Origin of the sequence: Candidatus Methylobacter oryzae (assembly GCF_003994235.2) — a bacterium.
Taxonomy (GTDB): Bacteria; Pseudomonadota; Gammaproteobacteria; order Methylococcales; family Methylomonadaceae; genus Methylobacter_A; species Methylobacter_A oryzae.
This window is the reverse complement of the sequence record NZ_RYFG02000106.1, coordinates 53,550-80,063: the sequence shown is the minus strand read 5'-3', so window position 1 is coordinate 80,063 and position 26,514 is coordinate 53,550. Positions and strand designations below refer to the sequence as shown.

At 45.2% G+C, this 26,514-nt stretch carries 31 protein-coding genes; 8 read left to right on the top strand and 23 right to left on the bottom strand.

Annotated features, from left to right (window positions below; genetic code table 11):
• Nucleotides 1–439, top strand: a 439-nt coding sequence (locus tag EKO24_RS14645) for a HEAT repeat domain-containing protein (protein WP_143733236.1), incomplete at its 5' end; no start/stop codon positions are given.
• Nucleotides 440–548: 109 nt separating this feature from the next.
• On the opposite strand, the gene EKO24_RS14640 is transcribed toward EKO24_RS14645, so the two are convergent.
• Nucleotides 549–1,004, bottom strand: a complete 456-nt coding sequence (locus EKO24_RS14640; protein WP_241674558.1) for a hypothetical protein — start codon at nt 1,002–1,004, stop codon at nt 549–551.
• A 223-nt stretch (nt 1,005–1,227) separates the two neighbouring features.
• On the opposite strand from EKO24_RS14640, the gene EKO24_RS14635 reads away from it, so the two are divergent.
• Nucleotides 1,228–1,500, top strand: coding sequence for a hypothetical protein (locus tag EKO24_RS14635; RefSeq protein WP_127029361.1), 273 nt, complete (start codon nt 1,228–1,230; stop codon nt 1,498–1,500).
• Between the two features lie 97 nt (nt 1,501–1,597).
• Here EKO24_RS14635 and EKO24_RS14630 read toward each other — a convergent pair whose 3' ends face one another.
• From EKO24_RS14630 to EKO24_RS14620, 3 genes are all read right to left on the bottom strand, one after another.
• On the bottom strand, nt 1,598–1,930 hold the full coding sequence (locus EKO24_RS14630) for a type II toxin-antitoxin system HicB family antitoxin (RefSeq protein ID WP_127029360.1): 333 nt from the start codon (nt 1,928–1,930) through the stop codon (nt 1,598–1,600).
• Nucleotides 1,927–2,181 carry a type II toxin-antitoxin system HicA family toxin gene (locus EKO24_RS14625; RefSeq protein WP_127029359.1) on the bottom strand — a complete coding sequence of 85 codons (255 nt, stop codon included), beginning with the start codon at nt 2,179–2,181 and terminating at the stop codon, nt 1,927–1,929. The genes EKO24_RS14630 and EKO24_RS14625 overlap by 4 nt, the downstream gene beginning before the upstream one ends.
• 317 nt (nt 2,182–2,498) lie before the next feature.
• Entirely contained in the window at nt 2,499–3,281 is a 783-nt protein-coding gene (locus EKO24_RS14620) for a TSUP family transporter (RefSeq protein ID WP_127029358.1), read from the bottom strand.
• A gap of 183 nt (nt 3,282–3,464) precedes the next feature.
• Between EKO24_RS14620 and EKO24_RS14615 the strand changes: the two genes are divergently transcribed.
• Complete coding sequence (locus EKO24_RS14615) at nt 3,465–4,811, top strand: cytochrome P450 (protein ID WP_127029357.1); 1,347 nt, start codon at nt 3,465–3,467, stop codon at nt 4,809–4,811.
• Nucleotides 4,812–4,927: 116 nt separating this feature from the next.
• On the opposite strand, the gene EKO24_RS14610 is transcribed toward EKO24_RS14615, so the two are convergent.
• From EKO24_RS14610 to EKO24_RS14575, 8 genes are all read right to left on the bottom strand, one after another.
• Nucleotides 4,928–5,248 carry a type II toxin-antitoxin system PemK/MazF family toxin gene (locus tag EKO24_RS14610; RefSeq protein WP_196240028.1) on the bottom strand — a complete coding sequence of 107 codons (321 nt, stop codon included), beginning with the start codon at nt 5,246–5,248 and terminating at the stop codon, nt 4,928–4,930.
• Nucleotides 5,242–5,508, bottom strand: a complete 267-nt coding sequence (locus tag EKO24_RS14605) for an AbrB/MazE/SpoVT family DNA-binding domain-containing protein (RefSeq protein WP_127029355.1) — start codon at nt 5,506–5,508, stop codon at nt 5,242–5,244. The genes EKO24_RS14610 and EKO24_RS14605 overlap by 7 nt, the downstream gene beginning before the upstream one ends.
• Nucleotides 5,509–5,636: 128 nt before the next feature.
• The gene (gene ilvC / locus EKO24_RS14600; protein WP_127029354.1) at nt 5,637–6,653 is read right to left on the bottom strand and encodes a ketol-acid reductoisomerase; all 1,017 of its coding nucleotides are present in this window, start codon (nt 6,651–6,653) and stop codon (nt 5,637–5,639) included.
• 52 nt (nt 6,654–6,705) lie between these two features.
• Nucleotides 6,706–7,197 (bottom strand): acetolactate synthase small subunit, encoded by a 492-nt coding sequence (gene ilvN, locus EKO24_RS14595; protein WP_127029353.1) that lies wholly within the window; start codon nt 7,195–7,197, stop codon nt 6,706–6,708.
• On the bottom strand, nt 7,197–8,933 hold the full coding sequence (locus EKO24_RS14590; RefSeq protein WP_143733235.1) for an acetolactate synthase 3 large subunit: 1,737 nt from the start codon (nt 8,931–8,933) through the stop codon (nt 7,197–7,199). Before EKO24_RS14590 ends, ilvN begins: the two co-directional genes overlap by 1 nt.
• A gap of 248 nt (nt 8,934–9,181) precedes the next feature.
• Nucleotides 9,182–10,012, bottom strand: coding sequence for a DUF2797 domain-containing protein (locus EKO24_RS14585; RefSeq protein WP_127029351.1), 831 nt, complete (start codon nt 10,010–10,012; stop codon nt 9,182–9,184).
• Nucleotides 10,013–10,031: 19 nt separating this feature from the next.
• Nucleotides 10,032–10,490 carry a molybdenum cofactor biosynthesis protein MoaE gene (locus EKO24_RS14580; RefSeq protein WP_127029350.1) on the bottom strand — a complete coding sequence of 153 codons (459 nt, stop codon included), beginning with the start codon at nt 10,488–10,490 and terminating at the stop codon, nt 10,032–10,034.
• Between the two features lie 2 nt (nt 10,491–10,492).
• On the bottom strand, nt 10,493–10,726 hold the full coding sequence (locus EKO24_RS14575; protein WP_127029349.1) for a MoaD/ThiS family protein: 234 nt from the start codon (nt 10,724–10,726) through the stop codon (nt 10,493–10,495).
• A 128-nt stretch (nt 10,727–10,854) separates the two neighbouring features.
• Between EKO24_RS14575 and moaC the strand changes: the two genes are divergently transcribed.
• Together moaC and lpxD are read left to right on the top strand one after the other, a co-directional pair.
• A complete protein-coding gene (gene moaC / locus EKO24_RS14570; protein ID WP_127029348.1) occupies nt 10,855–11,337 on the top strand; it encodes a cyclic pyranopterin monophosphate synthase MoaC in 483 nt (160 codons plus the stop codon).
• A 188-nt stretch (nt 11,338–11,525) separates the two neighbouring features.
• A complete protein-coding gene (gene lpxD / locus EKO24_RS14565; RefSeq protein WP_127029347.1) occupies nt 11,526–12,566 on the top strand; it encodes a UDP-3-O-(3-hydroxymyristoyl)glucosamine N-acyltransferase in 1,041 nt (346 codons plus the stop codon).
• 251 nt (nt 12,567–12,817) lie between these two features.
• On the opposite strand, the gene EKO24_RS14560 is transcribed toward lpxD, so the two are convergent.
• From EKO24_RS14560 to msrA, 4 genes are all read right to left on the bottom strand, one after another.
• The gene (locus EKO24_RS14560; protein WP_127029346.1) at nt 12,818–13,000 is read right to left on the bottom strand and encodes a hypothetical protein; all 183 of its coding nucleotides are present in this window, start codon (nt 12,998–13,000) and stop codon (nt 12,818–12,820) included.
• A 516-nt stretch (nt 13,001–13,516) separates the two neighbouring features.
• Entirely contained in the window at nt 13,517–14,065 is a 549-nt protein-coding gene (locus EKO24_RS14555; protein ID WP_127029345.1) for a response regulator transcription factor, read from the bottom strand.
• Nucleotides 14,043–15,425, bottom strand: a complete 1,383-nt coding sequence (locus EKO24_RS14550; protein ID WP_127029344.1) for an ATP-binding protein — start codon at nt 15,423–15,425, stop codon at nt 14,043–14,045. The genes EKO24_RS14555 and EKO24_RS14550 overlap by 23 nt, the downstream gene beginning before the upstream one ends.
• 249 nt (nt 15,426–15,674) lie before the next feature.
• The gene (gene msrA, locus EKO24_RS14545; protein WP_127029364.1) at nt 15,675–16,313 is read right to left on the bottom strand and encodes a peptide-methionine (S)-S-oxide reductase MsrA; all 639 of its coding nucleotides are present in this window, start codon (nt 16,311–16,313) and stop codon (nt 15,675–15,677) included.
• A gap of 84 nt (nt 16,314–16,397) precedes the next feature.
• Here msrA and hslO point away from each other — a divergent pair, with 84 nt between their 5' ends.
• Entirely contained in the window at nt 16,398–17,267 is an 870-nt protein-coding gene (gene hslO / locus EKO24_RS14540) for an Hsp33 family molecular chaperone HslO (RefSeq protein WP_127029343.1), read from the top strand.
• An 11-nt stretch (nt 17,268–17,278) separates the two neighbouring features.
• Nucleotides 17,279–18,064 (top strand): hypothetical protein, encoded by a 786-nt coding sequence (locus EKO24_RS14535; protein WP_127029342.1) that lies wholly within the window; start codon nt 17,279–17,281, stop codon nt 18,062–18,064.
• 213 nt (nt 18,065–18,277) lie between these two features.
• On the opposite strand, the gene EKO24_RS14530 is transcribed toward EKO24_RS14535, so the two are convergent.
• Nucleotides 18,278–18,883, bottom strand: coding sequence for a peroxiredoxin (locus EKO24_RS14530; protein ID WP_127029341.1), 606 nt, complete (start codon nt 18,881–18,883; stop codon nt 18,278–18,280).
• Nucleotides 18,884–19,158: 275 nt separating this feature from the next.
• Here EKO24_RS14530 and EKO24_RS14525 point away from each other — a divergent pair, with 275 nt between their 5' ends.
• The gene (locus tag EKO24_RS14525; protein ID WP_127029340.1) at nt 19,159–19,674 is read left to right on the top strand and encodes a hypothetical protein; all 516 of its coding nucleotides are present in this window, start codon (nt 19,159–19,161) and stop codon (nt 19,672–19,674) included.
• Between the two features lie 104 nt (nt 19,675–19,778).
• Here EKO24_RS14525 and EKO24_RS14520 read toward each other — a convergent pair whose 3' ends face one another.
• The 6 genes from EKO24_RS14520 to EKO24_RS14495 form a co-directional block, all read right to left on the bottom strand.
• On the bottom strand, nt 19,779–21,662 hold the full coding sequence (locus EKO24_RS14520; RefSeq protein ID WP_143733234.1) for a potassium transporter Kup: 1,884 nt from the start codon (nt 21,660–21,662) through the stop codon (nt 19,779–19,781).
• A 445-nt stretch (nt 21,663–22,107) separates the two neighbouring features.
• Entirely contained in the window at nt 22,108–22,518 is a 411-nt protein-coding gene (locus EKO24_RS14515; RefSeq protein WP_127029338.1) for an ExbD/TolR family protein, read from the bottom strand.
• A 2-nt stretch (nt 22,519–22,520) separates the two neighbouring features.
• Nucleotides 22,521–23,186 (bottom strand): MotA/TolQ/ExbB proton channel family protein, encoded by a 666-nt coding sequence (locus EKO24_RS14510; RefSeq protein ID WP_127029337.1) that lies wholly within the window; start codon nt 23,184–23,186, stop codon nt 22,521–22,523.
• Between the two features lie 93 nt (nt 23,187–23,279).
• The gene (locus EKO24_RS14505; protein WP_127029336.1) at nt 23,280–24,092 is read right to left on the bottom strand and encodes an energy transducer TonB; all 813 of its coding nucleotides are present in this window, start codon (nt 24,090–24,092) and stop codon (nt 23,280–23,282) included.
• 162 nt (nt 24,093–24,254) lie between these two features.
• Nucleotides 24,255–24,911, bottom strand: a complete 657-nt coding sequence (locus EKO24_RS14500) for a VTT domain-containing protein (RefSeq protein ID WP_127029335.1) — start codon at nt 24,909–24,911, stop codon at nt 24,255–24,257.
• Between the two features lie 257 nt (nt 24,912–25,168).
• Complete coding sequence (locus EKO24_RS14495) at nt 25,169–26,404, bottom strand: sialidase family protein (RefSeq protein ID WP_127029334.1); 1,236 nt, start codon at nt 26,402–26,404, stop codon at nt 25,169–25,171.
• Nucleotides 26,405–26,514: the final 110 nt, after the last annotated feature.

The window sequence follows — 26,514 nt, the reverse complement described above, 5'->3', positions numbered from 1 at the left end:
TGAAAATGTTCGCCGGGCTGCCATCGAGGCTTTGGCTCAGCATTATCAAGACCGGACGGAAACTTATCCTCTATTGACTCAGTGCCTACAGGATAAAGATGAAAATGTTCGCCGGACTGCCATTGAGGCTTTGGCTCAGCATTATCAAGACCGGACAGAAACTTATCCGCTGCTAAAGCTGTGTTTGCAAGACAAACATGAAGATATCCGTCAAGAAGCACTTGGGGCTTTAGCACAACATAACTTTGAAAACGTAAAAATAAAATTACTGTCACGTGACCTTGACAGTATTGCTCCCTGGCAAGATCCTTTAGAACCCATTACAGAAGACCAAGTAGAACAAGTCGCAAAAAAACTAAACCTCAGCCCCGAAACCATTCGCCAACATTATCAGGAAATAGCGCTTAAGATACCTTTGCAACTGGAATGGCAAATATAGCTCTCATAGGTCGGGCAACAGCTTTTTCGTTGCCCGACGCTATTAGTATATCTAATTGTCGGACATAAACAGCATGCTCGACCTACTACGGAACTAATTTTAGAAGCAATCAGATCAAGCCAGTGTTTTTTAAAAAATCCTGACCAAATTGGCTATACAACTGCCATAACCCCAACAGACTCACAGTAACCAAGCCGCCGCCGATCCATCGTTTAAATAGCAAATCGTTGAGCATAATAGCGTTATGCGTTTTCAAGCCCACTATGTGTCCTATCGCGGCAATCGGTAGCAGCGCCAGTGCCGTTAGAAAATGCAAATCGACAGACAGGGCAACAAACGTCGTCATTTTGATGCTGACCAACGTGAACCACAGGATAAACAAGGTATCCCGCAACTTATCCTTGCTGACGTTGCGCATATAGACCGCAACCATCAACGGCGCGCCGGTCAAGGAAATCCCGGCCACGTATCCGCCCAACATTAACAGCACTCTATCCGCCCAAACATGCCGGCTCTGAATGCCTCGGTTAAGCATCCAGGTAAGAAGAAACACGGGGTCTACCATTGTATTTTGTAGGTGACACCCTTGTTGAGAAAGCGTAGTCTATTTTCCTGGCGAGGGTGTGGCTCTTAGGGTCCGCAACGTATGTTGGCTCGACTTTGAAATGCCGCCCTCGTCACCTACATCATCCATACAAGCCTACCGGGATGATGTCCAATTCTTTGTGACTCTGCAAGTAGACGAGGCTGATGGGTGTATTTCCTTATCAGACTATCAGGAGTCCATTATGTCAACCGCCGTATTTCCAGAAATCCGCGTCAGTTTGGATATTGGTTGTAGGTTCCATTCAGTTGCCGTTGGCTTGTCTGACGGGAATCTGCTTGATGAGTTTGAAATTCCGCATACGAAACAAGGCTTCGAAACTTTTTTTAAAAGAATTCAGCAACATGAACTGAAACACCAATTATCGGTGTCCATCGCGATGGAAGGCTATAACGGTTATGCCCGACCTTTAAGAAACACGGGGTCAGGTCTTGAATTGTGCATTCTTCTGACATAAAAGCAAGCAGCCAATCAGGGGCTTGCGGAAGGAGCTTCATGGCTTCAATCATCCCATATTCCGCTATACTACATACGGACTACGCAACTTTTATCCGTTAAACATGAGCCGCTTTTCCAAGTATCTCGGCAGCCCACTGATTAAGGCTTTTGCCGGTAGCCTGGGCGGCTACCAGCGCCGCAGCATGAACCTCCGGAGGCACACGCAGCATCAATTTGCCGCTGGCGGGCTTTTCCGGCGACTCGCCGCGCGCCTTGCAACCCTCAATCATGAAGTCAATAGCGGCTTCGAAGTCTGCACGTAATTCGGTTACTGTTTCGCCATGAAAACCGATGATGGCTTTTACTCCCAGTACCCGGCCCACGAATATAGAATCGCGATCATCGAATTCAATGCGGGCTGTATAGCCCTTATAAGTCATAGTGTTCATGGTTTAATCTCCAGTTTGCTCAGCATTTCGCGTAATTGCTCAACCTGATATTTCTTGGCATCCTTTCCTGGGTGTGGCCGGTGCGCATGCCATTCCATGCCCTGTAGCATGAATTTCACACGCGAACCTTCGCGCTCGGTCTTTTCGGCACCCAATGCGATTAGCAGTGCCTCAAGCTCGGCAAATACAATAGACGCTCGTGTAGGCAAGGCAAATACGGAATGCAAGGTTTTTAGATGCTTGGCTTTCATAGAGGCAAATGCTATCAAATACTGATAGCAATGTAATCTATATTTTATAAGCCGCAAAAAGTAAAAAGAAGTCCGGTTATTTTTCAAGCGGCGTTGAACATAATTTTTTCTTTACCACTAACAGCTTAACCTTAAAGGATAAGCACTGCGCTTGCTATCGCACTTTCCGCCGATTCGGTGAAGATGCAGCGAGGAATGGGCCAGCCCGCTAGCCTCATAAGGCACTTTATTGGACTTTATTTAGCTAAGTTTTTTCGTTGCCCGACACTATTAGTCTATCTGATTGTTGGGCATAAACAGCATGCCCGACGGAACTATCAAATCAAGCTGAAGCTTTTCATAAAATCCTGAACAAATTGACTATACAACTGCCATAATCCCAACAAACTCACCGTAACCAACCCGCCGCCGATCCAGCGTTTAAACATCAAATCGTTGCGCATAATAGTGTCATGCGTTTTCAAACCCGCTATATGCCCTATCGCGGCAATCGGTAACAACGCCAGTGCCGTGAGAAAATGCAAATCGACGGACAGGGCGATAAACGTCGTCATTTTGATGCTGACCAACGTGAACCACAGGATAAACAAGGTGTCCCGCAGCTTATCCTTACTGACGTTGCGCATATAGACAGCGACCATCAACGGCGCGCCGGTCAAGGAAATCCCGGCAACGTAGCCGCCTAACATTAACAGCGCTCTATCCGCCCAAACATGCCGGCTCTGAATGCCTCGGTTAAGCATCCAGGTAAAACCGTAAAACAAGGTGACCGAATAGATAAAGCCGTTCAGCCATAACACCGGCAGGTTCAGCAGCCCGAAAATGCCTACGAAAGCGGCGGGGATAATATAAACCGCGGAAGCGCGCAAATACGGCCAATCGACATTATGCAAGCGGTTAAACAATGTCAAACCGGAGAAAAACAGCAAATGTACGCCGATGATAGGCAACCATAACAGCGGATTGTTATGGATGAACAACATCAGCGGCAAGCCCAGCGCGGCGCCGCCGAAACCCAGCCCGGTCCGGACAAAGCCGGTCCAGACAAACACCAGGGCAATTGCGAGTATTTGGTATAAAGAAAAATCGAGTAACGTCATTGATATTTTGAATGCTTTATCTGTTTTCGGCTCAACGGTAAGCCGGGAGCGCAGATTTTACCAATTTCAGCCGGCCTTATCTTTCGAGCGATAGCTTTTTCGCCGCCGGTCAGTCATAAATATCATGCCCCTCCTGCCAAAATATTGAATAATATTCACCCCGAACCTCTAGCTCTACTATCCATGTCCCACAACAAAACTATCCCAACCGTCAAAGGCGAACTTTTACTAGGTAATTTACGTCAAATGAAAGCCAATGCATTCCAGGCATTTTGCGACTGGCAGCGCAGCTATGGCGATTTGGTCAGTTTCAGGCTGGTTACGCGCCATTTCTATCTGGTCAGCCACCCCAAGCTGATCGAGCAAGCGCTAGTCAAGCAAAGCGACGTGTTCGTCAAAATGTACGACCCGAAAAAACCTACCGGCCTGGGCTTGGTGTTGGGACAAGGCTTGCTGACCAGCCGGGACGAGCTGTGGCAACGGCAGCGGCGGTTGATGCAGCCGGTTTTCCAGCGCAGCAATTTGGTCGCGCTGCTGCCGCAAATCGTCAGTGCCGGCGATCATTTGCTGGACCGGTGGCGCGGCCTGGGCAACGACGCCGAAGTCAATCTGGCCGACGAAATGCTGCGGGTGACGCTGGAGGTGATTACGCAAACGATGTTCAGCACCAGCGTACTGGATAAAGTGGATCGTCTCGCGCCGGCACTGGACACGCTGCTCCGGTTTTCGGCCAAAACGGCGATGAATCCTTTGCGCCTGCCGCTGTTCGTTCCAACTCAGGCCAACCGGCAATTCAAAGCCGCCAAAGCATTGCTGGACGGCATTATTTACGAAATTATCGAGCAGCGCCGCAACCAGGCCGAACCCCACACCGATTTATTGGAGATGCTGCTGAACGCCAGCGACGACAGCGGCAACAAGATGTCCGACCGGCAAATTCGCGATGAGGTCATCACGATTTTTACCGCCGGCCACGAAACCACTGCGAACGTGCTGACCTGGACGCTGTATTTGCTGGCCCGCCATCCGGACGTGCTGTCCAGGTTGCGCCGGGAATTAGAGCAATTGCCGCACGACCGCATGCCGACGTCGGAAGATTTACAGCAACTTGTTTATACCAGGGCCGTGCTGAACGAGTCGATGCGCCTCTACCCGCCTGCCGGCATTTTGATGCGCAAAATCGCCAGGGATACCGAAATTGACGGTTACTCGCTAAAACAAGGACGGCTGGCGATTTTCAGCATTTACAACCTTCACCATCACCCGGATTTCTGGCAACAACCCGAGCAATTCGATCCCGAGCGTTTCTTGAACAACGACAGCCGCCGCTTTGTATTCATGCCGTTCGGCACCGGCGAGCGTGTCTGCATCGGCAACCATTTTGCGTTGTTGGAAAGCCAGGTTTTACTCGGCATGATGCTGCGGCATTTCGATGTACAGCTGCTTAGCAACGAAGAAACCGAAGCGGAAATGGCGGTGACAATAAAGCCCAAAGGCGGGCTGCCGGTCAGGTTGGTCGCCCGGGGTTAACTTGATTTATCCGAAGCGAATTTTGCCACCAGTTCGGCCATGGCCGGTTGGCCGCATTGCTTCTAAAAAATACATCCTATGTGCAAAACCTAATGAACAATAACTCAACCCGATCTTTACAGCTCGAACATATCGACCAAGGTCGATGAAATCAGTTTTTGCGTTTTAATGTCTACGGCACCAAGCTTTTTAGCCAGCCTTGATTTATCGACCGAACGCAATTGATCCAGCAAAACAAGTCCGCTCTTTTCTTGAAATTGAAGCTTAACTCTTGAGGGCGCATCAAAACCTTTCGTCGTCATAGGCGCGATCAATACCGTTTTCAAGCAATTCATTTCATTCGGCGAAATGATCACACAAGGTCTGGTTTTTCTGATTTCACTGCCGACAGCAGGATCGAGCTCAACCAGGTAAACATCAAACCGGCGAACTACCATTCCCATTCCTCTCCGGTCGGTAGCTCTGGGCTATGATCTAAATGGACATGGCTGTTGTTAAAGTCCTGCTCACTCTGAGCCGCTGAAATTTTCTTAAACTGTTCTTTCCAACCTTGCCGCTTGTTCTTTATAGGAGTGATTAATAAGCCGTCATCGACAACATGAAACTCAAATTCCCGGTCTTGAAGATTGGCTTGTTTAATCAGTGCTTGCGGGATCCGGATGCCATGTGAATTTCCTATTTTAATTAGATGCGCCATGCTTAACCCTCTTGGAATAAATATAATTACATTGTAATTACTAGCAAAAACAGCGGTCAACTTTCATTTTTAAAGGCAAAAAAAAGCCCGTCATGAAGACGGGCTTTTTTACTGTCAAACTAACCGGATTAGTTTTTAGTTTTATCGACGATTTGGTTCGCTTTGATCCAAGGCATCATGCTGCGCAGCTTGGCGCCGACGACTTCAATCGGATGCTCGGCATTCAGACGGCGTTTTGCAGTCATTTCAGGATAGTTGGTCATACCTTCCAGAATGAATTGCTTTGCGTATTCGCCGTTTCTGATGTTTTTCAATGCTTCGCGCATTGCCCAACGGCTTTCTTCGTTGATCACGCGTGGACCGGTAACGTATTCGCCGTACTCAGCATTGTTGGAAATGGAGTAGTTCATGTTGGCGATGCCGCCTTCAAACATTAAATCGACAATCAGCTTCAATTCGTGCAAGCATTCAAAATAGGCCATTTCTGGCTCATAGCCCGCTTCAACCAAGGTTTCGAAGCCCATTTTTACCAGTTCAACCGCACCGCCGCACAATACCGCTTGTTCGCCGAATAAATCGGTTTCGCATTCGTCGCGGAACGTGGTTTCGATAATGCCTGAACGGCCGCCGCCGATAGCTGACGCATAAGACAAGCAAATCGCTTTTGCGGTGCCTGAAGCATCTTGATGAACTGCGATTAAGTCAGGAATACCGCCGCCGCGAACGAATTCGGAACGTACTGTGTGGCCTGGCGCTTTAGGCGCGATCATGATGACGTCCAAATCGGCGCGAGGCACGACTTGGTTGTACAAAATCGAGAAGCCGTGGGCAAACGCCAATACCGAACCTTGCTTGATGTTGGGTTCGATTTCTTCTTTATACAATTTCGATTGGAATTCATCAGGCGTCAGGATCATCACGATGTCCGCTCCGGCAATCGCTTGAGCAACCGGCTGCACGGTTAAGCCATGCGCTTCTGCCTTAGCCACTGAAGGCGATCCTGTACGCAAGCCCACGACAACTGAAACGCCGGAATCTTTTAGATTAAGGGCATGGGCGTGGCCTTGCGATCCGTAACCGATAATGGCTACTTTTTTACCTTTGATGATTGAAAGATCGGCGTCTTTGTCGTAATAAACTTGCATGGTTTTTCCTGTTTTTGTGTGTTTAAAATTAGTAAGGCGAAAGGCTAGAGCATTAAAGATGCAGCCCTTTCTCTCCTCTTGAAATACCGGTAGGCCCGGAACGAACGACTTCAATAATAGTATCGCCATCGATAGCGGCGATAAAAGCATCCAGTTTGCTGGATGGGCCGGTCATTTCCACGATATAAGTGGTTGGGGTTACGTCGATAATCTTGCCGCGGAATATATCCGCCAGGCTCCTGATTTCCTCGCGGGTTTGCTCGGTAGCCCTGATCTTGACCATCATCAACTCCCGTTCGATATGAACGGAATCGGCCAAATCGATCAGTTTGACCACATCGATCAGTTTGTTCAACTGCTTGGTGATCTGCTCGATAATATCGTCGTTGCCGCGAGTCACCAGCGTCATTCTCGACAGACTGGGATCTTCGGTAGGCGCTACGGTCAATGATTCGATATTGTAACCGCGCGCGGAAAACAAACCCGCCACCCTCGACAGGGCGCCGGATTCGTTTTCAATCAGGATAGAAATAATATGTCTCATTATGCCAACTCCCTGTCGGTCGATGTGCCGTTCGCCACTCTCAATTTCATGTCGTTATGCGCTTTGCCGGCTTCAATCATCGGATATACATTTTCGGTTCTGTCGGTCAGGATGTCCAAAAACACGGTGCGCTCTTTCATCGCAAACGCTTCTTCCAGCGCCGGCCTGACTTCTTCGGGTTTACTGATACGTATGCCGACATGGCCGTAGGCTTCAGTCAGTTTGACGAAATCGGGAATCGTGTCCATGTACGAATGCGAGTAACGGCTTTCGTAGGTGAATTCCTGCCATTGCCTAACCATGCCCAAATAACTGTTGTTCAGGTTAATAATTTTTACCGGCGCGTTATATTGCAATGCTGTCGATAATTCCTGGATGCACATCTGGATACTGCCGTCGCCTGTCACGCAAGCGACTTCCGACTCGGGAAACGCCAGTTTAACGCCGATGGCCGCGGGCAAACCAAAACCCATTGTGCCCAAGCCGCCGGAATTAATCCAATGGCGAGGTTTATCGAACGGATAATACTGTGCCGCCCACATTTGATGCTGGCCGACGTCCGAAGTGATGTAGGCTTCGCCTTTAGTAACTTCGTACAATTGCTCAATCACATATTGAGGCTTGATCAACGGGCTGTTGCGGTCATATTCCATGCATTTGATCGCGCGCCATTGTTCAATTTGTTTCCACCAGCTTTCCAACGCTTTTTTCGACGGTTTCTTTTTACTTTCCCTGAGCATTTCCATCATCTGCTCCAATACCGGTTTAACTTCACCGACAATAGGAACTGTGACTTTAACGGTCTTGGAAATCGATGCCGGATCAACGTCGATATGGATGATTTGGGCGTGTGGGCAAAATTGGTCCAATTTGCCGGTAACGCGGTCATCAAAACGCGCACCGATAGCAATGATCACGTCGCTGTCATGCATCGCCATGTTGGCTTCATAAGTGCCGTGCATGCCCAACATACCGACGAACTGCTTGTCGGTTGCGGGGTAAGCGCCTAATCCCATTAATGTATTGGTGACCGGAAAGCCTAGTAATTGGGAGAATTCAACCAACTCCTTGCTAGCCTCGCCTAAAATCACACCGCCGCCGGAATAAATGATCGGCTTTTGGGCCGTCAATAATAAATCCACCGCTTTTTTAATCTGCCCCTTATGGCCTGTAACCGCCGGGTTATAAGACCGGATAGAGACTTTCTTAGGGTATTTGTAAGGTACTTTTATTTTAGGATCGGTTATGTCTTTAGGTATGTCCACGACAACAGGACCGGGACGCCCGGTAGTAGCGACATAAAACGCTTTCTTAATAGTCTCGGCCAGCTTGGTTACATCTTTGACCAAAAAGTTATGCTTCACGCAGGGACGAGTAATGCCGACCATGTCGACTTCCTGAAACGCGTCGCTGCCGATGACCGGCGACGGAACTTGGCCGGAAATAACCACCATCGGGATTGAGTCCATATAAGCAGTTGCAATGCCTGTTATCGCATTGGTCGCACCTGGCCCTGAAGTGACCAGAACGACACCCGGTTTGCCGGTCGCACGGGCATAGCCGTCCGCAGCATGCGTTGCGCCCTGTTCGTGCCGGACCAGAATGTGTTTGACATCTTCCTGCTGGAAAAGAGCATCATACAAATGCAGTACTGCCCCGCCGGGATAGCCAAAAATATATTCTACGCCTTCGTCCTTAAGACTCTGAATTACAATTTGTGCGCCGTTTAGCTCCACGCTAATACCCTCAAATAAACTTTCAAATTAAGCCAATTATATGCGCTTCTAAAAACTCAAGATTCAAATACCCGGGGTGCTTTAAAGAAGATCATATGAATTGTTGTTGGCAATAGCCTTTTACAGGCTACGTAATCTACGCATTTTACTAGGTTTTTAGGCAAATTGTACATGTATCTCTTGCCCTTTTTCATCCTGATCCCGTCCATGATTCACTATCCCAACCAAGGCGATTTAATTTACAGCCGTTACTGCTCGGAAAACTCAACCTCATAACCGCTAAACTTGCGTATGTTAATGACGCCGGTATCCAGCAATAAATATTGACCTTTAATACCGTGCAAAACTCCGGACACTTCCGGATTTTTATCAAGATTGAAGGATTTGACCTTGACCGGATAGTTATCAACCGGAAAATGAATATCCACAATAGGCTGATCGGTTAAAAGCTCAATCGATTGCCGCCCCAAACGCCGGGTAATTTCAGCCAACTCGGCCTCGCAAACAGAGATTAACTCATCTCTTTTTGCAACTAGATCAATGAACTCTGCCTTACCCTTAAGCATTTGCTGCCAACTGGTTTTGTCGCTGACATGTTTGGCAATCGCAACTTCAACCAGCCCCGAAACATGGCGCGACTGCACTTTAAAAATCGGTAGCGCCTGCACTGCGCCTTGATCTATCCACCGCGTTGGCACTTGCGTTTGCCGGGTAATACCTACCTTGATGCTGCTGGAGTTAGCCAGATAAACCACATGCGGCTGAAAACAAAACTCCTCGCCCCATGACGGTTCCCTGCAGGTGCCGGACTCAAAATGGCAAGTTTCCGGCTTCATGATGCACATGTCGCATTGCGCCAACGAAGTAAAGCAGGGATAGCAGTAACCTTGGTTAAAACTCTTTTTAATCGATCTATTGCAATGTACGCACAGGATATTGCCGGTATACATTAATTTAATCGCTTTACCGAGCAACGGATTTAAAGCGATTAGTTGATCGCCTAACGGCAACTGATACTGGACCGGCTCCGAACTATCCAGCCCCAGCCGGGTGTGCATTTTTCTCAATTGTCCCTGCATTTAGGTGTTTCCTATTTAATTACGACGAACCGGCCAGATAACCGTCGGTATTTTTTACCAGCCAGCGCTCGGCTTGTGATTTCAACAGCTCCTTTTTCCAAAAAGGCGCTCTCGATTTTAACGCTTCCATGATATAGCGGCTTGCATCGAAGGCGTCGCCGCGGTGCGATGTCCATACCGCCACCAGCACTATCGGCTCATTAGGCAATATATCGCCGACCCGGTGCAGCACCAAGACATCGATGACCGGCCATTGTTGCGATGCTTCGGCAACGATTTTTGCCAATTGTTTTTCGGTCATGCCGGGATAATGTTCCAGGGTCATGCCCTTAACATCATCACCTTCATTGAAATCCCGCATCGTTCCTATAAAAATGCTGGTTGCGCCAAACTTTCCGGCCATATCCTGAGCAGAATGCTGATAAGCCTGAATTTCCGCCCATGGATCAAAAGGTTTAGCGTAAATTTTTATATTCACGGTCAGCCTCCGGTCACTGGCGGAAAAAAAGCCACTTCATCGCCATCATTAACAACACCGTTTAATTCGACATAGTCCATATTTACTGCCGCCAATGTATTATCGGGCAGCACTTTATCCGGGTTAGCGGCGCGCCATACATCAGCGACCGTAGCTAATCCAAAAAACTCCAGATTATCTTCCGAACGGCCAATATTTTCTTTCAAGCTGGCGAAATAACGAACCTTAATTGACATGATCAGCGCTCAATCTCAAAAAATAGAATTACTTGCAAAGGACGTCTGTCGTCCGTTTTTAGTTTTATTAACCGGCAGTTGTTATAATAAAAATATATTTGCTCTTTTATTGTTAATTTTACAGAAAAATGCCCGCTTTAACCCACTTTAATCAATCCGGCGAAGCCCACATGGTGGATGTCAGCGATAAGGCTGTCACAAACCGAATTGCTGTCACTGAAGGCTATATTGAAATGCAGCCGGAAACTCTCAAGCTGATCATAGATGGCGGACACAAAAAAGGCGATGTGCTGGCCATAGCAAGAATAGCGGGCATCATGGCCAGCAAAAAAACCGCGGACCTGATCCCGCTCTGTCATCCTTTGCCGCTAACGCATGTAGAGATTAATTTAAACGCAGAAACCGATAATAACCGGATACGTTGTCAAACCACAGTAAAAACCAACGGACAGACCGGCGTAGAAATGGAAGCGCTAAATGCGACACAAATTACCCTATTAACCATTTACGACATGTGCAAAGCCATAGATAGAGGGATGGTTATCCAGTCAGTCCGTTTACTGGAAAAAGATGGCGGCAAATCAGGACACTGGCATAGCGATGCAAGGTAGTTATTTAATCGCAGTATTTGGATGCCAAAAACAAAAAAAAGACTCATGCAGCCAAATTTATCTTCGTATTATGCTGCCGCTCAAATACAGGCAATACGATTGTTTATTAGCTCTATTAAACTAAACTTATATTTTCAATAACGTGCCAGCCGCTTTGGCCCCATTCAGGAATAACAGCAGAGACCAATATGCCGATTACATTAAAAGAACTTGCCGATTTTTGTGGTGCTCGGATTAAAGGCGGAGATCTATCGATAGCTATCCATTCAGCAGCGGACATTACATCGGCAAACCATGGACAAGTTACGCAATTGACTAATAGTCGTTATGCCCGGCATATAAAAAACTCCGCTGCTTCAGCCTGCATTATTGCAGAAGACTTTAATGCCGAAGATGTCCCCGAAACAATGGCGCTGTTAATTTGCGCCGACCCTGAAATCAGTTTTATTAGAGCAGTTGAATTACTGCACCCTGCCAGAAATTATAACCGGCAAATTGCGCCACAAGCTGTGCTGGAAACCGGCGTGACTCTGGGCAATGATCTGTATGTTGGCCCTTACGCAGTTATTAGCGAAAACGCCCACATTGGTGACGGCAGCGAAATACATGCCGGAGCCTATATTGGTAAAAACACAAAACTAGGCAAAAACTGCCGCATTTACCCTTATGCCGTTATCTATGATGACGTCGTCATTGGAGATAATGTGATTATCCATTCTGGAGCCATTATTGGTGCCGACGGCTTTGGCTATAAATTTAGAAATAACGAGCATGTCAAAGTTCCTCAGGTCGGTAATGTGGTTATTGAGGATAATGTTGAGATCGGCGCCAATACCTGTATAGACAGGGGCGCATTGGGGAGCACATTAATAGGTGCAGGCAGCAAAATCGATAACTTGGTGCAGATTGGACACAATAACAAGGTTGGCAAAAATGTAATCATGTGCGGCTTAACGGGCGTGTCAGGCTCCTGCAACATTGAGGATTATGCAATTCTGGCAGGAAGCTCAGGAATCGCCGATCATGTCACAATAGGCCGTGGTGCGGTAGTCATGGCGCGCTCCGGTGTGGCTGGCGATATTGAAGCAGGTACACAGGTTTTCGGCAGTCCGGCAAAAGATAAAAAAACAGCCTATAAAGAGCAAATAGCAATTAGCAAGTTACCCGAGCTTTTAAAAAGAGTAAAAATGTTGGAAGAAAAAATCCAGGACTTGAAAAAAGATGCCTAACTAATGCTCAGCAGGGATGCTTTTTAATACCAAACGAATACGGGGTTGGATAAAGACAGTTTCAAGTAGAAGCAGCCAAATCTTAAAAATTGAAATGGGAAACTGTTTAATGCTAGGCGGAATTATTTGAACAGTTATCGTACCGAATGTTCAAAAAATGTAGAAATTTATGAATCTAGAAAAGTACCCCCCGTCAGTGCACGAGAGGTACTTTTTAGTTGACTACAAACTTTTCAGCTTATTACGAGCTTTTAGTTGTTTTTAGCTTTTTTCGCGTCTATTTTTGAGAAAACTTCAGCGTTACTTTGTGCAACAGCACCACTTTGTAAATGCTTAGTTTCGTCTTGTTTCAACAGAACAACTAATACAATAACAGCAGCGATAGCAACACCAGCAATCAACCATGTGTTGTCTTTTTCTTGTTCTTCAGCCATTTTAAAATCCTCGAATAGTTTATATATTATAGTATTCCCTTTCCTCAAAGGGGCCACCTAATAAATTTTCTTTATTAAGTTGCTTGTCGAATTAAGTATAAACGACAGTGTACTTTTTATCATGAGAAACGGCATTGTGTCAAAACTATAAATAAAAAAAATCAGCCTCATCAGAATTAACGGAACAACAAGATTTGACTAGTAATTACGAAACAGCAAGATATAACACGATAACCAAATGAAAATTGATGTAAATATTTTGAGAATCTAATGCAAAACCAACCAAGCAAACTTCATAGCCGGCAATTAAACATTAAAATGAATCTACGGAAATTGCCGAGCCAAAGGATGAGCAAAAACTTAAAACTATGCCCGCTTTATAGACAAGGTGGAGGCAGGGATAAATTTTACTAATATATGCACGTAGCGCTTCTGAGGCAACCTTTAAAAGCGCCTTAACCTTAAGCTACATGTAAATTTTTAGAAAACAACGTGAAAGGGCTTTTCTTAGAACTATTATTCTTTAACCGGTTTTTTATCCAGCTTTCTTTGCAAAGTGCGCCTATGCATGTTCAGCGCCCTAGCAGCGGCTGAAATATTACCGTCGTGCTGCATCAAAACTTTTTGCAAATGCTCCCATTCCAGACGCTTTACAGACAAAGGATTCTCGCTAATCGAAACCGAAGAATCGCCTTCATTTTTATGCAGGGCGCTGACAATTTCATCCGCATTAGCCGGCTTGGTCAAATAATGCGTGGCGCCTAATTTTATCGCTTCAACGGCAGTAGCAATACTGGCAAATCCGGTTAACATTACACAAGTGGTGTTATCGTCTAGAGATATCAGTTTTTTCACCAATTCCAGCCCGGATTCATGCCCTATACGTAAATCAATTACTGCGTATTCCGGTAAATAACGTTCAGCGAACGCTATTCCTGTTTTGACGTCGTTAGCAACCAATACCTCATAATTTCTTTTTTCTAACGCACTCTTCAGGACTTTGCAAAAAGTCTCATCATCATCCACTAGCAGCAGCCGTGGCTTATCCATTTCCTGCGTTGTCATTATTGCTCTCTGCATTTAAAAGAGGAAGGGTGATTTCCACACAGGCTCCGCCCGACTCGCTATTGTAAAAATGAATTTTACCGCCTAGACGATTAATTGTGGAATAAGCCAAAAATAACCCTACTCCTAAGCCGCGTTTTTTACTAACGACGGGCTGCTTGCCGGCAAAATCAATTAATTCAGAAGGCAGACCGGGACCAAAATCCCTAATTTTGATAACTGCGCTATCTAAATCCCATGACGCATGAAATTCGATGCCTTTTTCTGGAGGAGATGCTTCAGCCGCATTATTTAAAATATTAATAATCGAGTGGGTCAACGTAAGCTCTGCAATGATTTTTGCTTGCATTGCAACGTCAGGATTAATAAAGAAACATAGCTTTGCCGACGGTTTATACGTGCGCCATTGATTTACTACCTCATCGATATAATCAGTTAGCAACATAGCACTGCCTGATTCGGCTCGCATTTCTCCCGCCGAAGCGGACATTACCGATAACGCAGTTTTACATCGATCAATCTGTTGCTGCATTATCAATAATTTTTCATGTAGATCAGAGAAACGATGAATCGGATACTCTTGCTCAAGCTCATGGGCAATAATAGCAATAGTACCTAATGGCGTCCCCATATCATGAGCAGCGCTGGCCGCTAAAGTACCCAATGCCACAACACGTTCATCTCTTAGCGCATTTTCACGAGCATCTGCCAGATTTCGCTCCTGCGCCTTCAGGGTTTTAGCCAATTCAACCACAAAAAATGCCACCAATCCTGCGCTGAATACAAAACCAAACCACATGCCGAAAATATGTAGATTAAAATAGTGACTGTCACTCATAGCGTGAACTTGTTGCAACAGCTCATAATTTTTCGCATCGGAATATTTCATTTCCGGATTGGGCATATGAGGCTCTATCGACGGCAACGGAATATTATAGCCCATCAATGCCGTGTACATGGTGGTGGTTAGAATCACCATATACCAGGCATAGGATTGGTGCAGCATGATAGCTGTGATGATCAGAGGTAACAGAAAGACCCAAGTAATGGGATTTGATGCTCCACCGGTTAGGTACAACAGTGCAGTAATACCAAAAACATCAAGAACCAATTGAGAAAAAATCTCCAATTCCGTAACAGGGTCCTCTGTCTGCAAGCGCATTGAAGTATAAATATTAACTACAATTATCGACAGTATAACCAGCCAAAGCGGCTGCTCCGGCAGGCGGATGTTAAGGCCGTATACGGACAAGACAATCAGAATAACCTCACTGACTATCATCAAATTTCTAAGAATAAACAACCACTTCAGGTTTTGCCGAGCGGAAAATTCTGATTTAGGCGAAGCGTATGAAAGCATTTTTAAAATACAGTATGAAATAGATAAATTAAGCGTATTTAAGTATATTATCCGCTCGTTATTAATTATAAATTAAGCAACAATATATAACTGCGACAATATGTCACATTTTATATTGCACGAACTATTGATATTATTAACCTAACTTTTAAGGCTCTTGTAGAGCACCATAGCTGAAAAGTTGCGTTATATTCTTCCTAAATATTTTTCAAGGCGGTTTTTTAACCGCCTTTTTTTTGCCCTGTAAAATCACGACTCACAGAAGGGCACATCTAATCCCCCTAAACCGCAGTAACCCGTAGGATTTTTGGCCAAATATTGCTGATGCATATCCTCGGCATAATAAAATTCACTGGCTGGCATAATCTCGGTGGATATTTGATCAAAACCTGATTGAACCAGCTGATGCTGGTAATGCTGTTTTGACTCAATCGCTTCATTGAACTGCTGTTGGGTATAGGTATAAATCCCCGACCTATATTGAGTACCGATATCATTGCCTTGCCTCATACCTTGCGTGGGGTTATGAGATTCCCAAAAAATCCGGAGCAACTCGCGATATAAAACAACAGCGGGATCGTAAATAACTCTGACAACCTCGCTATGCCCAGTTAAACCGGAGCATACTTCCTCATAAGTTGGATTCGGTGTGTACCCGCCGCTATAGCCAACTGCCGTACTAAAAACGCCGTGGCACTGCCAAAATTTCCGTTCAGCCCCCCAAAAGCAACCCATGCCAAACAAAGCCTGCTCCATTATCTCAGGGAATGGAGGAAGTATTGGCTTGCCAGTTACAAAATGCTTGTTGGTAACGAGCATAGATGTGTTCCTGCCCGGTAAAGCATCTTTAGGATCAGGTAAGATAAGTTTTTTTGATGAAAAAATCATAGCCTGTGGTATTTTTATACAATTGTCCAGACGGATTATTATGATCCTGATACTGGAAAATGCACGCTTTTTAACTGGAGAAATATGATAGAGCAAGATTTATTACGCCGCTTTTTATTTGAAGATTTAGGTGTTCGCGGGGAGTGGGTCAAATTAACTAATAGTTGGCAAGCGGCAAAACTCCATCAGCTCGGCTCTGAAAACGTGCAACAACAATTGGGACAAGCGCTTGCGGCTGTAGTCATGTTGTCTGCGACTGTGAAGTTTAAAGGTTCGATGATACTTCAAGCCCAAGGCGATGGCGACATTAAAACATTGGTTGCTCAGGCAACAGACCAACGAAAAATACGAGGATTAATAAGGGGTAAGGAAAATGTAGCTCCCGGTTCACTGGAAGATATATTCGGCCACGGGCGACTGGTATTAACAATAGAATCGGAGAACGGCCCGTCTTATCAAGGCATTGTTCCGCTCCAAGGCAGCAACTTAGCTAGCGCCCTGCAAACTTATTTCGAACAATCCGAACAACTTAAGACCCGTTTGTGGCTATTTGCCAATGCTACCCATGCAGTAGGATTACTATTACAAGAGCTGCCCGCGCAAGATAATTACAAACGCGACTGGGAGCATATCGAAATTTTAGCTAACACCGTAACCGAACAGGAATTATTCGAACTGAATTGCGAGCAACTGCTATATCGCTTATTCAACCAGGAAAAAGTCAGGGTATTTGACGCGGAACCGGTTGAGTTTAGCTGTGCTTGTTCACGATCGAAAATCGAACAAACATTATTTTCCATGGGGCGGACTGAATTGGAAGAGATTCTGATGGAGAGGGATATTATTGAAGTAAGCTGCGAATTCTGCAGTGAGCGTTATCACTTTGATAAAATTGATGTAGAAAGCATCCTGTCCAAGAAAAGCGCTACCCTAGACTCCGAAACGAGACATTAATCGACGGCCCTATGAAAACAGGAATAATCAAACGGAGTCTTCGTGCTATTTTTCTACTTGCGTTGACAGCTTCATTATCCGGCTGCATGTACTGGGTTCGGGCATATCAAGTTTACCTGCAAATGAGTGAATTCGATCGTCACTTTTCTGTTGTATCAAATGATGAATTTACCCTGCTCTTTAAAGACCCTATTCTTTATAGTAAAGACTTTGTTTCTTTATCCAAACTTTATGCCAGCGAGGACGACCCAACCAACGAAGGCAGACGTTGGCGATACTGGTTTCGTAAAGTTGACGGTAATAATAAGCTGATAAAACCCGAAGTAAAATTCTATTCGGACTTAAACTTTAATAAAGAGAACCGCTTGATTGCCTGGTCTTTTTCTTCGCTTTTCTTGGCAATTGCCCCACCCAAATTTTTAGAAGTTTCATTACGTTCCATAGGTGGAGCAGAGATCGATAAAGAAAAACAGCAGCTTAAAGCTAACTCGGCGTTGCTGGATAAGATTTCTGAGGACTTACCTAAAAAAGAGGCTGTTCTTGCACAGTTGGGTAAGCCTTTTGAAATTAAGGATGAAGGGGAACTGGAAATTTATACTTACCGTTTTCTACTAGAAACCCACCATATCGAAGAAGGCTATGAAGATCGCGCCTTAAATGAGGTTAAAATCAGCTTTGATAAAAAAACTCAGGAACTGGTGAGAATGGCCGGACGCTTTGCAGGGCTAAAGGTTTCAATTAACTACCGGAAGTTTCTGAACGAATCGCAAGATGTTGCACAAAATCAGCCTGGCTAGCAATCAGACTTAATTCACTCCCTATCACTATTAAGGTGTAGCGATACTCTCCTTTCTTGAAAAAAATCCCCTCCCGCTAGCACTACAGTTGTATTACTAGCGCTGACAGGCTATTTTTATTCTTCCAGGCCAATAAAAAAGGCTTAGATATTAAATATCTAAGCCCTTGTTTATATCGCGTACGAGTTAAGTCGGTACTATAAAAACCGCAGCTTATAACTTCTCGGCATGTTGATCCAGATACTCTGCAACACCGGCAGGATTTGCATTCATACCTGCCTGACCTTGACGCCAGCCCGCCGGGCATACTTCGCCATGCTCTTCGTGGAATTGCAACGCATCGATCATACGCAACAACTCATCCATGTCACGACCTAAAGGCAAATCGTTAACAACCTGGTGGCGGACTTTGCCTTCGCGATCAATCAGGAAAGTACCGCGATAAGCCACTGCAGGCGCATCTGCTTCGACATCGTAATCTTTGCAAATTGAGTGCGATATATCCGCCGCCATCGTATAACGAACAGGACCGATACCTCCTTTATTGATAGGAGTATTGCGCCATGCGTTATGTGTGAAATGAGAGTCTATAGAAACAGCAATCACTTCAACATTGCGGCTTTTGAACGCATCCATACGATGATCCAAAGCGATCAACTCACTTGGACAAACAAACGTAAAGTCCAACGGATAGAAAAAAACCACTGCATATTTGCCTCTAGTGGCCTCAGAAAAACTAAACGAATCAACTATTTGCCCATCCCCTAGAACAGCAGGAACTGTAAAATCAGGTGCTTGTTTACCGACTAATACGCTCATTGACTATCTCCAAATAAATAATGAAAAAACAAAAAAATTGTTAACTTTAGTACCAGCCACTGAAGCAGTGGATTGTAGAAATTGTACACTAGATTAGTAGGAATCTGCGAAATTGTTGTGATTTTTAGCTTGATTTAATTTTAATTTTAGCCATAATTTGTCATCTATAGCTTACAATGATGTCAGGGATTAACTCTCTTCAAGCTTTTTTGAAGCCTGTCGCCCTAACTTGGCTGTTAAATTCATCTTATTAATTTGTTCTATGGAATTTTATCATGGCAAAAAATAAACATATCACCGAACCCGATGTGTTCGGTTTCCAGGTGCGCATAGTCAGGCGTGGAAAAGAAAGCAGCCGTTACTTCTCACATAAATTGTGGGGTAACAAAAGCAAGTCTTTAAAAGCCGCAATCACTTGGCGCGATCAAATGTTAACTGTTCTAAAAGGCAGCAAAACACGATTTCTTAAACCGCCAAAAAACAAAACCACCACCGGCGTCACCGGCGTATCCCGGACCATTAAATATGACCATCGTAAAGATAAAAGTTATCTTTGCTATACCGTTTTTTGGGTCAGCAACGGCAAATCCAAAAATAAAACCTTTCAGGTTGGCAATGTAGATAAAGTAACGGCAGACGATGAATTACATGCATTCCGTACAGCCAAGCTGTTTAGAAGCTGTTATGAATTTTCAATTGATAACGATCTTGAATTTTATGACAACAAATTTGCCGGCTGGAAGAAAACGCGTTTGTATGAAGACGAGAATCTGAACGCTGTCGCGTTGTAAACGAATATTTCGTGTTAGAGGTCTGGATCGGGCTTTTGTGAAACACAACTCACAGGCAGGCTCTAATAAGCAGTTGAATTTAAAACAAAAGCCAATTATATTTTTTAAAGCTCGATACGAATACCCAATTCAATGACATGCTCAACGGGGATCTTGAAAAACTCTATCGCGCTTGAAGCATTATGGAATAAAAACCTGAATAAGGGTCTGCGCCATTTAGGCATGGGACTTTTCTTCCGAAAAGAGACCCTTTCACTACCGATAAAAAACGATGTTTGCTTAAAATCGACGCTCAAGCCTTCCTGGGCGCATTGTTCCAAAGCTTGCCTCACATCGGGATTTTGCTTAAAACCATAGTAAAGCTTAACTCGGTAAAATTTGTTGTCGTGACCGAATGCACGAATTTTAATCCGATGCGCCACATCAACATAGGGCTCGTCTTTGGTAACAACAGTTAACACCATGATCTGTTCGTGTAACACATGATTGTGTTCAAAATTATGTAAAAACACCTGCGGCACACCATGTATGGTTTTAGCCAGATAGACAGCCGAACCCTTAACGGTGACTGCTTCGTGATTGATTATCTTCTCTTCCAAGTCTTCAAATAGCACGCGCCTCTCATCCATATATTCCGCTAATAAAGCGCGACCTTGAATCCATGTGGTCATCATTAGGAACAACACAACCCCAATGATTAAAGGCAGCCAGCCTCCGCTCGGTATTTTCAGGCTGTTGGAAGAGAGAAACAGAAAATCCACTGTCAGAAAAATTGTCAAAAAAACAACGCTAGCCGGCCTTTTCCATTGCCAAATGCCTTTAATAACAATAAATGCGAGAAGCGTATCGACAATCATAGTCCCGGTAACAGCAATACCGTAAGCGGAAGCCAGCGCCGAAGAAGATTCAAAACTCAACACCACCACAAACACCGAAACCATCAACAACCAATTGATCGCAGGGATATACACTTGCCCTACTTCCAAGCCCGATGTATGCAAAATATTCATCCGCGGACAATAACCCAACTGTATCGCTTGCCTTGTAACCGAGAAGGCGCCGGATATAACGGCTTGCGATGCAATAACCGAAGCTAATGTCGCCAAAACTAATAGCGGGTACATTGCCCATGTCGGCGCCAATAGATAAAAAGGATTCTTTACTGCCTCGGGATGTTCAAGCAATAACGCACCTTGCCCGAAATAGTTCAGCAATAACGCAGGAAAAACAAAACTAAACCAAGCGTAACGGATAGGTTTTAAACCGAAATGCCCCATGTCGGCATAAAGCGCCTCGGCGCCGGTTATTGCCAAAACGACGGCCCCCATAATTAAAAAACCATGCCAGCCCAACTCAAGCAATAAATGAACCGCATAGTAAGGATTCACTGCGGCCAATACGGCAGGAGCGCTGATAATATTATTGATGCCGAGAATGGCTAAAATGCCGAACCAAAGGCACATAATCGGTGAGAACATTTTTCCGACCGCCCCTGTCCCTTTAGCCTGCACAATGAAAAGACCGGCAAGTACGGTAATAGCAATCGGCAACACATAATGACTTAAAGAAGGCGCAATGACTTGCAAGCCCTCGACCGCACTTAATACAGAGATTGCCGGGGTAATAATGCCGTCGCCGTAAAACAAAGCAGCACCAAGCAAACCAATCGTAATAATAAAGCGCGCTTTTTGCGGATTATCTTTGGCACTTTGTAATGCTAAAGCCATTAACGCCATAATCCCGCCTTCGCCTTTATTATTAGCCCGCATAATAAAGATCGCGTATTTGGTTGTTACAACCAGAGTCAATGCCCAAAAGATCAGCGATAACACGCCTAGCACATGAGTTTTATCAATCGGCAAATGACTACCGAAAACTTCCTTAACCGCATACAAAGGGCTGGTTCCGATATCGCCAAAAACAACGCCTATTGCGCTTAGCGCCAAAACAGCGACTTGTTGTTTGGAGTGACCTTGTGTTGTTGACATAGCAAATATTCAATTAGATTAAGAAACCGGCAGGGAATCAACTGGATATCATACCCAGTGCAAGACCTCGAATTGCAGATACTAGAAATAGAAAGAACCAACAAAGTTGGCCAGTACCGCCGACAGAAAATATAAGTGAGCAGTAAAAGTATAGCTTTTATTGATAGATATAACCATGACTCTTACTCACGTCAGCTTTCATCAAGCTCAGACGGACAAGGCCTGCGGGCAAAAAAAGAAGAATAGGAGTAGGCATAGTTTTAGTAAATAACTTCAAAACGAGTATTTTAAATTATATTCTTGGTTTATGGGATCGATAACGCAACGTTAAAACCGAATTAAACGCTTCTATTAATCAATGAAAAACTTGCATGTAAAATATTAACAAAACACGAAGAATAGAACCGCCAAGAGATTTTTGCCGGAGCTTATATACAAAGAAGCGCTACTGCTTTTCAGTTACGAACGCTATTTTAGTAATCCCTGAATGCTGCACAGTTGCCATGACTTCGGCGACTTTTGCATAAACAACCGCTTGATCGGCAAATAAATGCAAGCCAATTTCCGGATTTCTTGAAAGTTCCGCCTTCAATGCGGTTTCCAGCGCGGAAAGATCCGTTATTGCAAGTTTATTTAATGTTATTCCCCCTTGCGCATCAATGCCGAGCTGCAACGGCTGCTCCTTAATGTCCGCCGTGGTCTCGGCGGTTTTCGGCAGGGTTACATGCACGGATTGAGTTACTAACGGTGCGGTCACTAATAAAATAATCACCAACACCAGCATCACGTCAACGAGAGGCGTGACGTTAATCTCGCTCATCGCTCCTTCGTCTTCCGATTGCGGTTTAAAAGCCATGCCTACTCCTTGCCATTGGCATTTATGCTTGAGGCGATATGCGTAAAGCTGACAACGAAATTTTCCAAGTCCGCACGTTGTTTTTTAGCCCGGCGCAAGAAAAAGTTATACGCCAATACTGCCGGTACGGCGACCGCGATACCGATCGCAGTAGCAACCAGAGCATCGCCGATGGGGCCGGCCACCACGTCCAGGCTGGTCGAACCGCTGGCAGTGATCTCATGCATCGCATGCATGATGCCCAGCACGGTGCCGAACAGGCCGACGAACGGCGCAGTACTGCCGATACTGGCCAGTAACGTCAGTCCGCTTTCCATGCCATGCTGCTCTTTCTGCATTTGCACAAGCAACGAATGCTCCAGCAATTCAGCGGGAACGCCGCGATATTTAAGACTCTTGCCTGCAGACTGCTGACTTTCGTCCATCCATGTAAAGCCTTGCAACGCAATGCGCGCTTGCGGACCTCTGACTATATCAGTAGGTAGCGTCTTTGCTTGCTCCAGAGAAGGAGCATCCCAAAATGCCTGGTTAAAACGCTGGTTAAAATAATTATTTTTTATGAATTGCCAGATTTTGAAAAAAATTATCGTCCATGTGGCCACTGAAAAGGCCAACAAAGTGTATAACGTAGCGTCGATAATAAAAGTGGGGGTAACATGATAGGGCATTCCTATCTCCTCTGATCAATAATGAAATTAAGCAAACCGATCGTTTTATATTAGTCTTGATACGGACAATATATCCTGAAAAATACAAACCGATCATTGTGTGAGTTTAAATTGCAGCGTCTGAACAGCTCGCTGTTCAACAGCGACGCCATTCACTATCTTTTCTTTAAAAATCCACTGATTAATGGCTTTCAATGCGGCTTCGTCAAAGACTTCGGCCGGTTCCGCCTCAACAACAACGGCATTTTCAACTGTCCCGCTCGTGGTAATGGTAAATTCGATTTTAACCCAGCCTTCAATATGACGATTAGCCGCTCGCGCCGGATACTTAGGAGGAACTCGCTCCAAAGGAACCACGCCTGTGCTGATTTTCGGTTCATTACTAATGACAGCAGGAGCCGGCCGACTGACAGGCGGCTGAGGTGCCGGAGCAGGAACTGGAGAGACAGGAGCCGAATCGGAAGGAGCCGGCTTTTCTTCAGCAATAACCGGCTGCGGTTTTGGTAGCTCCGCCTGCTTAGGAATAACCGGTGTTTTTTTCTTGACCGGCTGTTTCGCAGGTTGTTTCTTCGGCGGTTCGGGTTTAAGAGGCTCCGGTGGTTTAGGTGGCGCTGGAGGCGTTACTTCGGCTTTTTGAGCCGGTGTAGAAAGCAGTGAAACCTCCATTACCATAGGGGCCGGAGGTTTGGGAGACTCAGCTGGTTTTAAAAACCAAAATCCAACCCCTATATGTAATAGCACCACTAACATAAACATCAGCCCGCCGATAAGACGCGGATGTTCTTCGCCGCCGCTTAATGTAACGAACAGTGATTGTTTTTCTTGCATTAACGGGCTCGCCTCGTCATTCGAAGGTTTTAAATTCCGGCCGGTTAAGCCACCTTCATGACTGTTAAATAAAAACATAGAGAAAATATTACCTTTTATATCCGATGGTACGTCTGTTATGTTCAGATTCCGGGCAATGCCGTATTTTGTTAGCGTGATTGTAATTACAGAACCTTAAAGCTGAGTTGAGCAGAGCTTGCCTGCTCAAACCCTATTTATGCCCTTGAGGTATAAAAAGCTCTAAACAGATTGCGGTTGCTTCAACAGTTTGACTTTTACAAGCTGCCAAATCATTGGCATGATCGACACAAAAACAATGCCTAAAACAACCTTCTCGAAATTGTGCTTAACCCATTCATTTGAGCCGAGAAAATATCCTGCTAACGTGATGCTCGTGACCCATAATGTCGCGCCGATGATGCAAAAAATGATGTATTTGAAATATTTCATGCTGCCCGCACCGGCTACAAAAGGAGCAATCGTACGGATGATCGGGATAAACCGGGCGATAATAACGGCCTTACCGCCGTGTTTTTCGTAAAAATCTTCGGTTTGGAGAATATATTCCCGTTTAAAAAAAAGAATTCGTTCCCGGGATTTTACAAAATTGCCAAAGTGTTTTCCGACAAAATGATTAACGTTATCGCCCATCAAAGCCGCGCCGATAAGCAGCGGAATGATAACCTGAATATCCAGTTTACCGGTCGACGACGCCAGCAACCCCACTGCAAAAAGCAGAGAATCTCCAGGCAGCAACGGCATCACGATTAAACCTGTCTCGACAAAGACTATCGTCGCAATGATCACATAAGTGAACATCTCGTAATGCACCAGAAAATCCTGCAGTATCGACAACGGATCTTTAAGCAGGTGTAACAAAAAATAAATCATATCCATAAAAGTAAACCTCATATCGTCAAAAGAGAAACATAAAGTACTCCTGATGCCTTGGCGATTATTTATTATCACTTGGTCTTATACAGTCTTTATTCCCAAAGGGCATAAGTAGGGTTTGAGCAGACAAGCCGCCCAACTCAACTTTATACCCAAAGGGCATAAGTTTCGTTGAACAGACAAGCTGCTCAACTCAGCTTTAACAATCGTCCGGACGAACTTCGACAAACCTGACAAGCCATGTGGTACGTCCCTACTTATTATATAGGTTTTAATTGATAGTCCTTCTGTGTTTTCCAAGAGAGATATAGCTTCTGCCCGTTGCTAACCAGAAAAGGCTGATCGGCGGCCTGGGCGTCTTCAGCAATTACTTCGGGCTTCGACCAGCTTTTGCCGTCGTCGGCAGACTTCATTAGCTTAATAATATTGTTGGTACCGTCGAATTCCTGCCAGACTATTCCAACCTCGGCACCTAAGGCCAATACGTGAGGATGGCCGGCTCCATCCTTGCCGAAATTAAATTGACCGGAAAAATGCCGTCCGGAATCCGTCGAATAAGCATAAAACAGTCCCTGACGGGTAGGAGAATTGCTAAACCATACGGCATGGTAAATGCCGGAGCCGGAAATCGACAATCCCGGCCCATGATGCGGACAGGCGTCGATTTTCCAGTTATCCCGGCCTACGCGGTGCGTATCGCCGGGAGTATTCCAGTCGTTGAATTTAACCAAGGCATGATCGCGTATGCCGCCTTCAAAAAGATGCCGCCACATGATAACCGGCGTATTGTCCGGTGCGATTGCCGTATCCAGCCGGCAGCACTGGCAGGTATGAGCCGCGATTCTTTGATTCGGATAAAAGTGCCGGCCGCCGTCATCGGACCAACTGTAATAAAGCGAAGAACCCTCGAATGTCTTGCCGGCTTTTTTTGCTTCTTCAACATTACGGCCATCCAGCCAGGCAATAAAAATCTCGCCATTTTTACCGACCGCCATACTGTCAAAGCGATGGCTGATAATATCCAAATTGTCATTGACGGTAACCGGAGCGGAAAAATGCCGCCCACCGTCTTCTGAGCGGCTAAAGCGGATATGGCCGCTATGACGGGCTTCCAGTTTCAACGTCCAGGTTAAGTAAATATTGCCTTTTGTATCCAGCTTTATTTTAGGGCGATATTCACCTTTGGCTTCGACTTTCTCGGCAACAGGATTGACCAGCATCGGCTCGCTAAAACTTAAGCCTTTATCGTTCGATGATTGCAGATAAATATGGTCTCTGTTTACCCAAGCAACCCATAACGTCCCCTTGCTGTCAAAAGTCGCGGTTATCGTTTCGGCGCATCGGTTTGAAGGCAATGCATTCGCATCGGAGCAAGCGGATTTTGCTTCGGTTGATGTTTGCAACTGCTTGCTGTCTGTGGATTCTACAACCGTGTCACTTGCACAACCGCTGACCAACAAGCCTATAAAAAATAAAAAAGAAATCAGGAGTTTCATGGATTAAACCGAATTAAAGGATCGAGCTGAATGGTATGCAGCCATTTACAAGTAAGGATCTTTTTCCATAAAGCCTAAAGCGCACATCCTTGTGCAGATCAATAAACTTG

What these genes read in the sequence shown, in the direction of transcription:
- EKO24_RS14640 (WP_241674558.1), bottom strand. Translation starts at nt 1,004, where the DNA reads ATGGTAGACCCCGTGTTTCTTCTTACCTGGATGCTTAACCGAGGCATT.
- EKO24_RS14635 (WP_127029361.1), top strand. Translation starts at nt 1,228, where the DNA reads ATGTCAACCGCCGTATTTCCAGAAATCCGCGTCAGTTTGGATATTGGT.
- EKO24_RS14630 (WP_127029360.1), bottom strand. Translation starts at nt 1,930, where the DNA reads ATGAACACTATGACTTATAAGGGCTATACAGCCCGCATTGAATTCGAT.
- EKO24_RS14625 (WP_127029359.1), bottom strand. Translation starts at nt 2,181, where the DNA reads ATGAAAGCCAAGCATCTAAAAACCTTGCATTCCGTATTTGCCTTGCCT.
- EKO24_RS14620 (WP_127029358.1), bottom strand. Translation starts at nt 3,281, where the DNA reads ATGACGTTACTCGATTTTTCTTTATACCAAATACTCGCAATTGCCCTG.
- EKO24_RS14615 (WP_127029357.1), top strand. Translation starts at nt 3,465, where the DNA reads ATGTCCCACAACAAAACTATCCCAACCGTCAAAGGCGAACTTTTACTA.
- EKO24_RS14610 (WP_196240028.1), bottom strand. Translation starts at nt 5,248, where the DNA reads ATGGTAGTTCGCCGGTTTGATGTTTACCTGGTTGAGCTCGATCCTGCT.
- EKO24_RS14605 (WP_127029355.1), bottom strand. Translation starts at nt 5,508, where the DNA reads ATGGCGCATCTAATTAAAATAGGAAATTCACATGGCATCCGGATCCCG.
- ilvC (WP_127029354.1), bottom strand. Translation starts at nt 6,653, where the DNA reads ATGCAAGTTTATTACGACAAAGACGCCGATCTTTCAATCATCAAAGGT.
- ilvN (WP_127029353.1), bottom strand. Translation starts at nt 7,197, where the DNA reads ATGAGACATATTATTTCTATCCTGATTGAAAACGAATCCGGCGCCCTG.
- EKO24_RS14585 (WP_127029351.1), bottom strand. Translation starts at nt 10,012, where the DNA reads ATGCAGGGACAATTGAGAAAAATGCACACCCGGCTGGGGCTGGATAGT.
- EKO24_RS14575 (WP_127029349.1), bottom strand. Translation starts at nt 10,726, where the DNA reads ATGTCAATTAAGGTTCGTTATTTCGCCAGCTTGAAAGAAAATATTGGC.
- moaC (WP_127029348.1), top strand. Translation starts at nt 10,855, where the DNA reads ATGCCCGCTTTAACCCACTTTAATCAATCCGGCGAAGCCCACATGGTG.
- lpxD (WP_127029347.1), top strand. Translation starts at nt 11,526, where the DNA reads ATGCCGATTACATTAAAAGAACTTGCCGATTTTTGTGGTGCTCGGATT.
- EKO24_RS14560 (WP_127029346.1), bottom strand. Translation starts at nt 13,000, where the DNA reads ATGGCTGAAGAACAAGAAAAAGACAACACATGGTTGATTGCTGGTGTT.
- EKO24_RS14555 (WP_127029345.1), bottom strand. Translation starts at nt 14,065, where the DNA reads ATGACAACGCAGGAAATGGATAAGCCACGGCTGCTGCTAGTGGATGAT.
- EKO24_RS14550 (WP_127029344.1), bottom strand. Translation starts at nt 15,425, where the DNA reads ATGCTTTCATACGCTTCGCCTAAATCAGAATTTTCCGCTCGGCAAAAC.
- msrA (WP_127029364.1), bottom strand. Translation starts at nt 16,313, where the DNA reads ATGATTTTTTCATCAAAAAAACTTATCTTACCTGATCCTAAAGATGCT.
- hslO (WP_127029343.1), top strand. Translation starts at nt 16,398, where the DNA reads ATGATAGAGCAAGATTTATTACGCCGCTTTTTATTTGAAGATTTAGGT.
- EKO24_RS14535 (WP_127029342.1), top strand. Translation starts at nt 17,279, where the DNA reads ATGAAAACAGGAATAATCAAACGGAGTCTTCGTGCTATTTTTCTACTT.
- EKO24_RS14530 (WP_127029341.1), bottom strand. Translation starts at nt 18,883, where the DNA reads ATGAGCGTATTAGTCGGTAAACAAGCACCTGATTTTACAGTTCCTGCT.
- EKO24_RS14525 (WP_127029340.1), top strand. Translation starts at nt 19,159, where the DNA reads ATGGCAAAAAATAAACATATCACCGAACCCGATGTGTTCGGTTTCCAG.
- EKO24_RS14520 (WP_143733234.1), bottom strand. Translation starts at nt 21,662, where the DNA reads ATGTCAACAACACAAGGTCACTCCAAACAACAAGTCGCTGTTTTGGCG.
- EKO24_RS14515 (WP_127029338.1), bottom strand. Translation starts at nt 22,518, where the DNA reads ATGGCTTTTAAACCGCAATCGGAAGACGAAGGAGCGATGAGCGAGATT.
- EKO24_RS14510 (WP_127029337.1), bottom strand. Translation starts at nt 23,186, where the DNA reads ATGCCCTATCATGTTACCCCCACTTTTATTATCGACGCTACGTTATAC.
- EKO24_RS14505 (WP_127029336.1), bottom strand. Translation starts at nt 24,092, where the DNA reads ATGTTTTTATTTAACAGTCATGAAGGTGGCTTAACCGGCCGGAATTTA.
- EKO24_RS14500 (WP_127029335.1), bottom strand. Translation starts at nt 24,911, where the DNA reads ATGGATATGATTTATTTTTTGTTACACCTGCTTAAAGATCCGTTGTCG.
- EKO24_RS14495 (WP_127029334.1), bottom strand. Translation starts at nt 26,404, where the DNA reads ATGAAACTCCTGATTTCTTTTTTATTTTTTATAGGCTTGTTGGTCAGC.